This window comes from Acinetobacter sp. (genome assembly GCF_049284435.1).
Classification (GTDB): Bacteria; Pseudomonadota; Gammaproteobacteria; order Pseudomonadales; family Moraxellaceae; genus Acinetobacter.
In genome coordinates, this window is the sequence record NZ_JBAPXX010000045.1 from 1 (window position 1) to 13,615 (window position 13,615).

10 protein-coding genes and 1 pseudogene are annotated in these 13,615 nt (G+C 43.0%); 8 read left to right on the forward strand and 3 right to left on the reverse strand.

From position 1 onward, the window contains the following. Positions 1 to 264: 264 nt before the first annotated feature. Together WAK81_RS03595 and WAK81_RS03600 are read left to right on the forward strand one after the other, a co-directional pair. The gene (locus tag WAK81_RS03595; RefSeq protein ID WP_422195754.1) at positions 265 to 483 is read left to right on the forward strand and encodes a DUF1653 domain-containing protein; all 219 of its coding nucleotides are present in this window, start codon (positions 265 to 267) and stop codon (positions 481 to 483) included. Positions 484 to 538: 55 nt separating this feature from the next. Then, positions 539 to 1,098: pseudogene (locus WAK81_RS03600) on the forward strand (O-methyltransferase). A gap of 11 nt (positions 1,099 to 1,109) precedes the next feature. Here the strand turns inward: WAK81_RS03600 and WAK81_RS03605 are convergent. Together WAK81_RS03605 and ahpC are read right to left on the reverse strand one after the other, a co-directional pair. Then, positions 1,110 to 1,316, reverse strand: coding sequence for a KTSC domain-containing protein (locus tag WAK81_RS03605; protein WP_004278917.1), 207 nt, complete (start codon positions 1,314 to 1,316; stop codon positions 1,110 to 1,112). 292 nt (positions 1,317 to 1,608) lie between these two features. Next, positions 1,609 to 2,172, reverse strand: coding sequence for an alkyl hydroperoxide reductase subunit C (gene ahpC, locus WAK81_RS03610; protein ID WP_004278916.1), 564 nt, complete (start codon positions 2,170 to 2,172; stop codon positions 1,609 to 1,611). A gap of 489 nt (positions 2,173 to 2,661) precedes the next feature. Here ahpC and hrpA point away from each other — a divergent pair, with 489 nt between their 5' ends. The 6 genes from hrpA (at position 2,662) to WAK81_RS03640 (ending at position 12,858) form a co-directional block, all read left to right on the forward strand. Beyond that, positions 2,662 to 6,585 carry an ATP-dependent RNA helicase HrpA gene (hrpA, locus tag WAK81_RS03615; protein ID WP_422195716.1) on the forward strand — a complete coding sequence of 1,308 codons (3,924 nt, stop codon included), beginning with the start codon at positions 2,662 to 2,664 and terminating at the stop codon, positions 6,583 to 6,585. 30 nt (positions 6,586 to 6,615) lie between these two features. Then, a complete protein-coding gene (locus WAK81_RS03620; protein ID WP_422195717.1) occupies positions 6,616 to 7,725 on the forward strand; it encodes a beta-ketoacyl-ACP synthase III in 1,110 nt (369 codons plus the stop codon). 26 nt (positions 7,726 to 7,751) lie between these two features. After that, entirely contained in the window at positions 7,752 to 8,504 is a 753-nt protein-coding gene (locus tag WAK81_RS03625; protein WP_422195718.1) for a 1-acyl-sn-glycerol-3-phosphate acyltransferase, read from the forward strand. A 184-nt stretch (positions 8,505 to 8,688) separates the two neighbouring features. Beyond that, entirely contained in the window at positions 8,689 to 10,695 is a 2,007-nt protein-coding gene (locus WAK81_RS03630) for a hypothetical protein (RefSeq protein WP_422195719.1), read from the forward strand. Between the two features lie 90 nt (positions 10,696 to 10,785). Further along, on the forward strand, positions 10,786 to 12,501 hold the full coding sequence (locus tag WAK81_RS03635; protein ID WP_004645492.1) for an AAA family ATPase: 1,716 nt from the start codon (positions 10,786 to 10,788) through the stop codon (positions 12,499 to 12,501). A gap of 30 nt (positions 12,502 to 12,531) precedes the next feature. Continuing rightward, entirely contained in the window at positions 12,532 to 12,858 is a 327-nt protein-coding gene (locus tag WAK81_RS03640; protein ID WP_422195720.1) for a gamma-glutamylcyclotransferase family protein, read from the forward strand. Between the two features lie 261 nt (positions 12,859 to 13,119). Here the strand turns inward: WAK81_RS03640 and WAK81_RS03645 are convergent, their stop codons facing one another. Continuing rightward, positions 13,120 to 13,572, reverse strand: coding sequence for a DUF441 domain-containing protein (locus WAK81_RS03645; protein ID WP_422195721.1), 453 nt, complete (start codon positions 13,570 to 13,572; stop codon positions 13,120 to 13,122). Positions 13,573 to 13,615: the final 43 nt, after the last annotated feature.

Genomic DNA, 13,615 nt, shown 5'->3' on the forward strand with positions numbered 1-13,615 from the left:
TAAGTTGGGCTGAAGTATTTTGGTCTAACATTGCTAACGTCTCCAAAGGAGTAAATGTTTATTTGATAACAGGATATTAAATGAATTGAATAAATAGGTAAAACAGTTTGTTTTTATTTTGTTAATCGGATTTATAGATTTATTAAAAAATTCATCATTAATTTCAAAGTTCTATATGGGGTCGAAAGATTAATTTTCAAGTAGTTTAGAGCAAGAATAAGGATTTTCAGCTAAGATTAAAACAAGATATTTGAGACTTGAATGATGGAATTACAACGCGGTATTTATCAACATTATAAGGGGCAGCTTTATCAGGTGTTCCATGTCGCCACGCACAGTGAAACTGAAGAAAAGCTGGTGGTTTATCAATGTCTCTATGGGGATTATTCAATTTGGGTACGTCCTTTAACGATGTTCGCTGAAACCATTACCACCAACGATGATCGTGAAGTAGAGCGTTTTAAATTGATTCAGGCACTTTAAGCCAAACAGACTCAGGGAAGAGTGATGCAAAAATTCAGATGAATTTGAAAGATTCATGCAAGAATTATATGAAATATTTCATAGGCATGACTTTAACAGGCAGATCGCCTGCACCGATATCGCAATATAGAACCAGAATCTGGTCGATTTTTGTCTATGCTGATTCGTGCGCAACAATCCAAAAATATTCTGGAAATTGGCACCTCTACCGGCTATTCCACTTTATGGCTGGTAGAAGCGGCTCGGCAGACTCAAGCCAGGATTACAACTCTTGAACTTGATGCGAAACGGGTTGATCAGGCCAAGCAATATGCGACAGAAATTGATCTGGCAGATTTGATCGATTTTAAAGTGATTGATGCTCAAGTTTATCTTAAAGCAGAACAGGAAATATTTGATTTTATCCTGTTAGATGCTGAACGCGATGCTTATGTCAGTTACTGGCCACATTTGATTCGATTACTTAAAGCAAAGGGCGGGTTGTTGGTGGTCGATAATGTCATTTCACATGCAGCAGAAGTAGAAGAGTTTATCGCCTTAATTCAGCAAGACCCACGTTTTATTATGAGTACTGTACCCATAGGCGCAGGTTTGCTGATGGTGGGATTTCGTTAATTTGATTCGCTCTAATCCATGCAAATTTTATTAAAATGTAAATTATATTCGAGATATTTTTCTACGAATGCGGCTTTGTCTTGGCGTCTTAACAGGTTGTCATAAATAAATTCAGGAACGGGATGATACAGTTCGGTATGGCCATTACTATATACAATTTTCAGGTGGCGGCTTGAGGGATTATATTTCCAAGAAATCACGGTAAGCAGTTTTTGCATATGCGTTCCTCCACTGAATATTTCTTATCTTATCATTTGAACTTATGCCATATGGCTCTGCAGATGTATAGCTCAATTGTAAGAATGGGTAAGGATTATGAGAAAGAGAAGCAAAAGATATGCCTGAATTTTTAGATGATGGATCAAGAAAAAAATAGGACTGCAATATTTAAAGTCTTAACAAAATCATTTTAAAAAATAAAATCCAGTATTGCACTGCCATAAAAGTTTAAACCATAAAAAACCACGCTAAAAAGCGTGGTTTTTTTGAATCAGTTCAATCTAATTAAAATTAGATTTTACCAACTAGGTCGATTGAAGGAGCAAGAGTCGCATCGCCTTCTTTCCATTTAGCTGGGCAAACTTCGCCTGGGTGAGCATGTACGTACTGAGCTGCTTTAACTTTACGAAGAAGTTCTTGAGCATCACGGCCGATACCACCAGCGTTGATTTCAACGATTTGGATTTTACCTTCTGGATCGATCACGAAAGTACCACGATCAGCAAGGCCGTCAGCTTCGATTAATACGTCAAAGTTTTTAGCAAGTGTCCAGTTTGCATCACCAACCATTACATACTGGATTTTTTTGATTTCTTCTGAAGAATCGTGCCAAGCTTTGTGAGTGAAATGCGTGTCAGTAGAAACTGAGTAGATTTCAACGCCTAGTTTTTGGAATTCAGCGTAGTTGTCAGCAAGGTCACCAAGTTCAGTCGGGCAAACGAAAGTGAAGTCAGCTGGGTAGAAGAATACAACAGACCATTTGCCTTTCAGGTCAGCTTCAGTAACTTCAATGAATTTGCCGTTTTGGAATGCAGTTGCTTTAAATGGTTTAACTTCAGTATTAATTAAGCTCATCATTGTCTCCATGATTGAGGTAGTCTTTGATTTTGAATAAGAGTATCGAAATTTTGGTTGATGCTAAAATGGTATTTTTACATTACAAACATCGGAAAAACCGAATTAAGTAAAAACGCGCCACTTTGGCAAAATCGCTTTGTTCATTGAGCAGCATCAAGATGATGGCCTGATGACAAAATTATCTCTTTTTCCTCGTGCTAGCAAACATGATGTTGAAACCAAAAAATTCAAGGGCCAATTCGGAAAAAAGCATGATTTCCGCAAAATAATTTAAATATCAATTCTAAACTTAAACTGGTGATTAAAAGCAATTATGCAGACACAGGACAGCAGTGTAGATATTTTGACAGGTTTATGGCGGTGAATAGAAGGAAATAAGGCGATCAAAGTCAATTTGTCCGGCACTTAACAGAACTACGACTATCTGAAATCTAATGAACCAAGTAAAATAAACCTTTCCGGTTTTTTGATGTGGGTGTTTTCTCTGTGCAGAGTCATTTAAATGTAGATCAATGGATAATGGCGCGTGACCGTCACCGTTTAAATCGACTGAAAAAGGGGAAAGACGCAGATGCCAAGCAGTATCAGGAATTATTTGAAAAATCCAATCTGAAAGTACGGCAACGGCTTGAACGTCTTCCGAACATCAAGCTGAATCAGGATCTGCCGGTTACCCAGTACACTGACAAGCTGATTGCCGCGATTCAAAAGCATCAGGTGATTATTGTGGCCGGTGAAACCGGTTCTGGTAAAACCACCCAGTTACCACAAATTGCCATGCTGGCCGGACGTGGTCTGACCGGAATGATCGGGCATACCCAACCGCGCCGACTGGCAGCCCGCAGCGTATCACAGCGTATTGCTGAAGAAGTCGGCGAAAAACTCGGTGAATCAATTTCCTTTAAAGTGCGTTTTACGGAACAGGGTTCACAAGATTCAATTGTGCGCTTGATGACAGACGGTATCCTGCTTGCCGAACTGACGCATGACCGTTACCTGATCAAATATGACACGATTATTATTGATGAAGCACATGAACGCTCACTGAATATCGACTTCATTATGGGTTATCTAAAGCAGCTATTGCCGCGTCGTCCCGATCTGAAAGTCATCATTACTTCTGCAACCCTGGATGTAAACCGTTTTAGCAGTTACTTCAATGGTGCGCCAATTTTTGAAGTAGAAGGCCGCAGCTTTCCAGTTGAGCTGCGTTATCGCCCGATCTCGGAAATGAGCATTGGCGGTAGTGATGATGATGAGTTTGATGATTTTGAAGAAAACCTGCCCCGTGCCGTAGTCAAAGCAGTTGAAGAATGTTTTCAGGATGCACAGGAAAAAGGCCATCCTGAACATGCCGATATCCTGATTTTTGCCAGTACGGAGCAGGAAATTCGTGAGTTACAGGAAACCCTGATCAAACACGGGCCACGCCATACTGAAGTCTTAACTTTATATGCACGTCTGGCGCTGGCTGAACAGCAAAAAATCTTTAATCTTTCTAGTGGCGGGCGACGTATTATTATTGCCACCAACGTAGCAGAAACGGCTCTAACTGTTCCTAATATCCGGTATGTGATTGATAGCGGTTTTGCGCGTATTTCACGTTATAACTATCGTTCACGGGTGCAGCGCCTGCCAATTGAAGCTGTTTCTCAGGCAGCAGCCAATCAGCGTAAAGGCCGTTGTGGTCGTATTGCGCCGGGTGTCTGTATCCGCCTGTATTCTGAAGATGATTTCCTGAGCCGTCCTGAGTTTACCGAACCGGAAATCAAGCGAACCAACCTGGCATCTGTAATTCTGCAGATGCAAAGTCTGGGGCTAGGTTCACTCGAAGATTTCGATTTTATCGAACCACCTGATCACCGTCTGGTGAATGATGGTCGTAAGCTGTTGATCGAACTGGGGGCAATGTCTGAGAAAAATTCTCCTAAAACTGAAGCTGATAAAGCAAATCCCTCTAAATCTCCCTTTGAGAAAGGGAGACTTCAAAGCAGTGGATTAACCAAGATCGGTCAACAAATGGCGAAAATGCCGATTGACCCGCGTCTGGCCCGTATGATTATAGGTGGTGCACATTTTGGCGCGCTGAATGAAGTGCTGGTCATTGTGGCAGCACTTGCGGTTCAAGATCCGCGTGAACGCCCTGCGGACAAGCAGATGCAGGCTGATCAGAAACATGCCTTGTTCCGTGAAGCCGATTCTGATTTCCTGTTCTATATCAAGCTTTGGGAAACGCTGCACAATAATCGCGACAGCATGAGTGAAAATAAGCGCCGTACTTTTGCGCGTAATCACTTCTTGAGCTGGCTGCGTTTACGCGAATGGAAAAAGACGCATGAACAACTGGTAGACTTGGCTCAAGGCCTAAAACTGTCATTTAATGAAAAGAAAGCCAGTTATGAGAATCTGCACCGTGCCTTGTTGACCGGTCTGTTATCGTTTATCGCCAATAAGACCGATGAGCGTAATGTGTTTATGGCTGTGCGTCAGCAAAAAGCGCGGATTTTCCCGGCTTCTACATTGCACAAGACCAATACGCCGTGGGTGATGGCCTTTGAAATGGTGGAAACTTCTCAGGTGTATTTACGTACCCTTGCCAAGATTGAACCGGAATGGATTCTGCTGGCCGCACGTGACCTGCTCAAGCATCATTATTTTGAACCGCACTGGTCGAAAAAAGCTGGTGTAGTGAATGCCTATGATCAGATTTCGCTATTTGGTCTGATTATTGAGCCGAAACGCCCAATTAATTATGAAAAAGTAGATCAGGCGGCTGCGCATGAAATTTTCTTGCGGGATGCTTTAACTACCGGTCATCTAGGGATTAATCCGCCATTTTTAAAACATAACTTGCTGAAACTGGAAGAAGTCGAGCGGGTAGAAGACAAGCTGCGCCGTCGTGACCTGGTAGTAGATGAAGAAACCATTTACCAGTTCTATGCCTCTAAAGTGCCGCCTGAAGTGGCCAGCCGTCGTACTTTTGAAGATTGGCGTGCCACGGTAGAGCCTCAGCAGCCACGCTATTTATTTGTCGATGATGATGCGCTGTGGCTGAATGACCGTCCAACCACACAACAATTCCCGGACTATTTACAGAATGGCGAGCTGCGTCTGGCTGCAACCTATCGTTTTGACCCGAGTCATGATGAAGATGGCGCAACGGTTAAAATTCCACTGCAAGCTTTGGCCCAGGTAGATGAAGGCATCTGGTCATGGGGAATTCCGGGCTGGCGTCTGGATCTGATAGAAGCATTGCTGAAAGGTTTGCCGAAAGACAAGCGCCGTAATCTGGTACCGATTCCGGATACTGCACGAAAACTCATGGCAAAAGTGGATGCGCAGGATTTACAGAAACATATTTTTAGTTTCTTGGCATTCCAGCTGCGGGGCGATCAAATCACTGAGAAAGATTTCAGTTTTGACCGGGTCGATCAATATCTGTTGCCTTTTATCAAAGTTACTGATGAAAAAGGCCGTGTCATTGAGCAGGGCCGTGATCTGGCGGAGCTGAAAGCACGTTGCCGGACTGAAACACATAGTCCGGTCAAACAGCTTAAAGGTGAATTTAAAACCTTCCCGGAAAGCTTTGTATTTGAAGCATCGCAGAAAGTTACGGGTGTTGTGGTCAAGCAGTATCAGGCACTGGTGCCAAGCAAAACTTTTGCTGTGCTGGAACAAAAAGATGAATCTGGTGTGGTGATTCAGACTTTTAATGATCAGGCTGAAGCGATCAAAAAACATCGTGAAGGGGTGATCCGACTGGTGCATATGCAACTCGGAGACCTGACTCGTCAGTTAAAAAAACAGATTTCCAAACCTCTGGCGCTGGCTTATTCGCCACTTGGAGATAAAGCGCAACTGGAACAAATGTTAGTTTATGCCACACTACACATGTCCATTAATGAGCTGCCTGTCAATGCGCAAGAGTTTCAAAAGCTGGTTGAAGATGTAAAAAAATCTTTCCTGACTTATGGCCAAGTTGCCCTGAAAGAGATCACGGATATTTATATCCAGTGGCAGGAAATCCGCCGGAAATTATTGGTTTTAGACCATTCTGTGTTTGAAAAAAATATCAATGATATTGAAGATCAGCTTGATTTAATGAGCCTTTCTGACTTTGTATATCGTAAACCTTCCGATGTGTGGATCGAATTTCCACGTTATTTGAAAGCCTTGATCTTGCGTTTAGAGCGCTTGCCCAATAATCTACAAAGGGACAATTCCGCCATTGACCAAATTGATCAATGGATGGAAAAATTATTCGAGTTTAAAGATGACGCTCGCCTGAAAGAATTGTATTTCATGGTCGAAGAGTTAAGAATCTCATTGTTTTCACAACCGATGAAAACGAAAGCACCTGTTTCTCCAACTCGCTTGCAAAAAGTATGGGATCGTCTTGGAATCAGTTAAGATATAGGTAATTCAGATAAGGAATTTTACATGGGCATCCGCATTACGGGTACTGGCTTATTCCATCCGGAACATGTCATCACCAATGAAGAATTAGTTGAAAGTTTAAATGCTTATGTGGAACTGTTTAATCACGAAAATGCTGACAAAATCGCTGCAGGCGAAGTTGAAGCGCGTCGTGGTTCTAGCGCAGACTTTATTGAAAAAGCATCTGGCGTACAACGCCGTTATGTTGTAGAAAAATCAGGTATTCTTGATCCAAAACGCTTACGTCCAAATTTACGTGAACGTGCAGATGATGAAATTTCACTGCAAGCAGAATGGGGCGTAATCGCAGCCAAACAGGCGATGGAAAATGCCGGTGTGACTGCCGAAGACATTGATATCGTGATCTTGTCATGTTCGAATTTGCAACGTGCTTATCCTGCCGTAGCCATCGAGATTCAGACTGCTTTAGGCATCAAAGGCTATGCCTATGACATGAACGTGGCGTGTTCTGCAGCAACATTTGGTCTGAAACAGGCTTATGATGCGATCAAAGCTGGCGCGCGCCGTGTGTTACTAGTGAATGTGGAAATTACTTCTGCACATACCGATTTCCGTTCACGTGACTGTCACTTTATTTTTGGTGATGTGGCAACAGCTTCAATTATTGAAAATACCGACAGCAAAACCGGTTTTGAAATTCTGGATTCTGAGTTGTTTACCCAGTTCTCGAATAACATTCGCAATAACTTTGGTTTCTTGAATACCTCTGAAAATGCTGACATTGACGACAACCGTTTCCGTCAGGATGGTCGTAAGGTATTTAAAGAAGTCTGTCCACTGGTTGCGAAAATGATTACTGCGCAACTGGAAAAGAATCAGATTGAGCCGACAGGTGTTAAACGCTTCTGGTTACACCAGGCCAATGCCAGCATGAATGAACTGATCCTGAAACTGGTCGTTGGTAAAGAAAATGCCAAACCTGGTCTGGTGCCGATCATTCTGAATGAGTTTGCCAACACTTCTTCTGCTGGGGTGATCATCGCCTTGCACCGTAGTGCACATGAAGTTGAAGATGGTGAATACGGCGTGTTGTGTTCATTTGGTGCGGGTTATTCGGTGGGTTCGATTCTGGTCCAAAAGCGCGTGGCATAATCCGGAGTAAATAGGGAGCAGACAGATTGCAGGTCAAACATGATGGGGAATGGATTAGGCGTTTAAGTGCCTTATCCAAATTATATTTTACCCCTACCTTTTTAGGGGCTGAATATATTGATGCCAGTCGGCCTGCAATGTATGTCGGTAATCATTCCATGTACGGCATCTTTGATTCGCCGATGCTGATTGATTACCTCTATAACGAACATAAAGTGGCTGTGGTCAGTATTGCGGATCATAGCCATTTTTATGTGCCCTTATGGCGTGAAGCCGTGAAAAAGTTTGGGGCAGTCGATGGCATCCAGCATTATGTACGTGCTGTGATGCAGCAGGACTACTCCATTCTGGTGTTTCCGGGAGGTGGTCGCGAAGTACTCAAACGTCAGGGTGAACAGTATCAGCTGATCTGGAAGCAGCGCTACGGATTTTTAAAGCTCGCTCAGGAATTTAACTATGATATTGTCCCTTTTGCCGCGCTCGGTGGGGATGAAGTCTATGAGATTGGCTTTGATGCCAATAAGATCATCCAGCATAAATATTTTCAAAAGCTCCTCAAAGTACCACAACTCAACAAATTACTACGTCAGGGCGATGTGATTCCATCTTTGCCTAAACGATTATTTCCAAAACGCCTGCCATTTTATTTTCAGTTTATGCCGCCACAATCGATTGCTCAGGTTCAGACTCAGGAAGAGCTGATCGCATTTCGACACAGCTTGCAGCAACATATTTATACAGGTTTAGTCGAGCTTAAGGCGCTACGTCAGCAAAACTAAAAAAAGAAAAATTCTTCCTGTAAAATCTAGGCTATGATCTATTTTTAGCAATGAGGATGCATGGACTTTTTTATAGTGCAAGTGATGCCATAATGTATTTTTAAGTGTTCATTGATTGGCGATCAAGGACTCAGCATGATCCAATATAAAAATAAGATGATTGTAAGATGACCGAGGTGCACGTATGGAACAGGATAGCTTGGTAGCACCTTTAACGTTGTTGGCACAACAATGTTTACGGATTTCTCCGGAGCTGAACCAGCTTTATCTTGATCAGATGGCGATGATTGGTCATTTGAATGCACAAAATTTAATAAAAATTCAGCAGGATCAGTACCGGATTGAATTGCTGGATGGCCTGTTTTATATCCAGTTTCATATTCCCCATGCACTAGACTCTGGAACTGCACCTGCTTTGGTCGACAGTCATTTTTATTTTCAGCAATGTAAAGCGGAAGCACTAGAGGAATTCTTTTTGCAGGATATCTATTTCCTGACCGGGGATTTAAAACCGCAGCATTCGCTGTATTTACGTGACAAAGCCAAACAGTTACGTCAGCTTATCCTGGCTCAGGTTTATGCGTGGGTTAATGGCCCGGAACGGGTGTTCGAATTTCTGCGACAGATGTCGGTTGTTCAGGCTGAGATTATCGACCAGCAGCTGATCAAGGCCGGGTTGTATACAACACCCGTCATGCAAAACTTTGTTCAGGATGAACAAGAGATTCCACAGCAGATTCTTGAAAGCTTGCAACAGGCTTTTTCTTTGGAGTGCCTACAGCAGGATGAATTCCTATCGATCCAGTCATTGATGGACAGTCTGGATGAGTTCTGTTTTAGCGCCGCACAGTTTTTGCCTCCGGCGATGTTCCGGATTATGTCGCTGTCTTTTGAAGAGCGCTTTAATCTGCATGAACTGAATGATCATACTGATGATATCTGTTTGCTGTATCGGCATGCTGAGGAGCAAAGTAATCTGCTCGGTTTTGTCCGATTGATGAACCGGGACGTGTGGCATCGGGATGATTTATTATCCAAACGGAATTTCCTGGAAAATCATCCTTATTTATGGCAGAAAAAAGTAGCCCGATTGCCACTATTTGACTGTCATCGTGCAGTGAACTGGATATTCAAGCAACCGGCCGAGGTACTGGACTGGATTAGTAATAATATCCAGCATAGCAGTGTGCGAGTCGCAGTAACGGCCTTAAGTTTTATAGACAGCCATCATATTCATTCGCAGATTATTCTGGCGACCTTGCAATATTTTCAATATGTCTCAGCGCGACTGTTTATCCATAGCATGCATGAATATTCGATCCAGCATGACTGGTTTCAGCACCAGTATAATCAGGCGGTGGTATTAAAAGGCACACGCCAATCGATTGAGGATCAGCGGATTGCGATTAGTCCCTCAATTCTGTATTTGGATGAATGGATGGAGCTGTTACGCAATGTGGTCAAAATGGATGATCAGCTGACTAAAAAGGTTTATCTGAACTTGAGCCGGATGATGCAGGCTTATATGCAGCATTTATATAAAATTACGGCGCATTTACCAGATGAGGTTCTGGCGTATATTCAGCCTCAAAGCCAGCAGAACCGTGATTTCTATAATGTTCTGCACCGCTATCGCATTCCTTTTGCCGAATTCAGGCAGCTATTTTATTTGCAAAGCGGGCATGTACGTGAGTCACTATTTGACAGTTATGTGCGTGACTATCTAGTAGAGTATTTTTCCAGCCATACCGAGATATCGAAAAACCTGAGCTGGACCAGTTTGTTTAATCAGGCGGTCGTCTGGCATGATCAGATTCAAAAGCAGGAAATGATCGCCAAGCTGAAAAAACAGTTTGCACTAGTGAGCTGGACACCAATCACTCAGGTTTCATTTTTACTGTATTTCAACTGGCGTTTTGAAGAGCTTAAAACTTTGGATCGTATTCTGGAGGAAGCTAAAATTTTCAGGAACTGTCTGGCGGCAAGCTATGCGCAGCAAATTGTTGAAGGACAATATGTGGTCTTTCGTATGTCTCATCCCGCTGTGCGCCTACCCTTACTCTTGGGGTGTCAGTTGGTCAATGGACAGGTGATTTTTGATCAACTGGAATATCCGAATAACCAGAAAGCAGAAGCTGAATACAGCAATATCGCCATGCATTTTATTAACTGGCTCAACTTGCAGGCCTGACAGTTCAATACAGCTTGTTTTCCTCCATGACGCTTAACTTTTCCGCTAAAAATCGTTAGGCTATAGCCGTTCTTTTACGGTATTGCTCTTATGAAACAGGAAACTGCCCTTAAGTTACTCAAAGCAGGAGAAAATGTCTTTTTAACCGGTTCTGCCGGTGCGGGAAAAACCTATACGCTGAATCAATATATTAATTATTTAAAGGCGCGTAAGGTCGCCGTTGCCATTACTGCATCGACCGGGATTGCAGCCACGCATATGAATGGCATGACCATTCATACCTGGGCAGGCATTGGCATTAAAGACTTTTTGTCTGAAGAAGACTTAAAGCGGATGAAAGAGCGCAAATACTTAAAAGAACATCTGGAAAATGCGCAAGTCCTGATTATTGACGAAATTTCCATGCTGCATGCCAAGCAGCTGAATCTGGTCAATCAGGTACTGAAATATTTCAAGGAAAGTGATGAAGCCTTTGGTGGCATTCAGGTGATTGTAGCGGGTGACTTTTTCCAGTTACCGCCAGTCGGTAAAAATGATGAGCGCAACCGCGACAAATTCTGCTTTATGTCGGATGCCTGGGTCGAAGCCAAGTTTCGCGTTTGCTACCTGACCGAGCAGCATCGTCAGGGCAATGATTATCTGAATGACATCCTGAACGCGATTCGTGCGCAGGCGATTAGCCATGAACACCGCACTGCTTTACAGGCAACCCGACATCAAGAAATTGGCGAGACCTATACGCGCCTCTATACGCATAATATGGATGTCGACAGTATTAACTTTAAACATCTGAATGAAATTGACAATGATCCGCGCCAGTTTGATGCGCAGTGTGATGGCAATGAAAAGCTGATCGAGACTTTAAAATCGTCAGTGCGAGCGCCTGAAGCTTTAACCCTGAAAAAACATGCCAAAGTCATGTTTGTAAAAAACAACTTTGATATGGGTTATATCAATGGCAGCCTGGGCGAAGTCATCAGTTTTGAAGAAGATGATGAGTATGGCGTGCTGCCTAAAGTCAAGCTGACCGATGGCACTACACTGGTCGTTGAGCCTGAAACCTGGTCGGTAGACAATGAAGCCGGTAAAACCATTGCCAGTTTTCAGCAGATTCCATTGCGTCTGGCTTGGGCGATTACCATTCATAAATCACAAGGCATGACCCTGGAAGCTGCTGAAATTGATCTGAGTCATACTTTTGAAAAAGGTCAGGGCTATGTTGCCTTATCCCGTTTGAAAAGCTTAAATGGCTTACGTTTAAAAGGTTTTAATGAGCAGGCTTTAGAGCTCGATAGTCTGGCGATTAAAGCCGATCGCCGTTTTCAGGAACTGTCTGATGAAGCCGAAGCGAATTTTGAAAATGTCGATTTGACCGCACAGCATAAGGCCTTTATCCGACATTGTGGCGGGACTTTGAATGAAGTTGAAATCCAGCGCAATGAGAAGAAAATTTCCAAGAATGCGGGAAAACAAAGCTATGCCACTGCAACGCTAGACGAAACGCGTGAACTGTTTGAAGAAGGTTATGAAATTGCCGATATCGCGACTGAACGTGGTTTGACCCCGGCAACCATCATCAATCATTTGGGGCGTTTGCATAAAGAGCAGGGGCTGGATATCTCACTGGCGCATCCGGGTGAGGAAGTGGTGGAACAGGTACGCAAGATTTATAAACGCCTGACCAAGCGTCAAAACTCGGAACATTTTAATGATGACGGTTCTATTAAGCTGCGTCCGATTGTGGAATTGACCACGCCTAAAATGGCTTATGACCAGGTGCGTCTGGCACTACTATTTGTAGAATAATCATCAAAATGATGTTTAAGGGTTCTTAAGATGTACAGTTTATTCGTATACGGCACGCTTCGTCCGCAGCAACCCAATGCTCCTATTATGGAACGGATTGGAGGAAGCTGGAAAGCCGGTTATATCCGTGGGCATTTGCAGCAGCGTGGCTGGGGTGCTGAACTGGGTAGCCCGGGTATTCAGCTCAGTGATTCGGGTGAGACTGTTCAGGGTTATGTATTCATATCCGAGAATCTTCCCCAATATTGGGATGAGCTAAATGTATTTGAAGGCGATGAATATCAACGTATTCCGGTTAAAGTATATTTGGAAAATGATGAGGTGATAGAAAGTTTGGTCTATGCTTTGAAAGATTAGACTGGTGTATATCATTTATTGAATTTCAAATTTTTATCAGGTCACCGCTTTTAAAGATCATTCACTTTCCTTTGCTTGAATTTTGAAAGATCGAATTAATAAAGTATTCCATTGATCTGATAGTATCTTCTGAGCAAGCCTGAAGCACTGTTTTAGAGCTTAGCGCAAGATAATCAACGGGCGATCTGCATATTTCCGGTCATGTGATGTATTTTTGAGAAATCTTTGCATACTGGGAATACGCGCTGATGATTTGAACATTCATTGTGTACTAATCAATAAGGATAAAATCCCTGCCGCAATTAAAGGGCCGACTGGAACACCGCGTAATACCGCTACACCTGCCACTGTGCCTAATAACAGTCCGGCCACCACATCTGGCTGATTGGACATCAGCTTCACTCCACGTCCGCCCAGCCAAGCGACAAAGACACCAATGACGATTGCCAGCAAAGACTTCCAGCTCAGGAAAGATTTGAGAATACTTTCTCCTGAAATTTTGCCACTGGCAATCGGTGTCAGAACACCAATGGTCAGAATAATAATGCCGATATTTAAACCATGCGCCTGTACATAGGGCAATAAACTGCTGAGTGGCGTGATTTTCAAAACGATTAACACCGCTGCAGCAATGGTGACGGCACTATTGTGACTGAAAATACCGCAAGCCAGTAAAACCAAAAGAACAATCAGATTCAGATCAAGTTGCGACATAAGTGGGAGAGAAAGAATGAAAAATAAAGCTATTGTAGAGCTT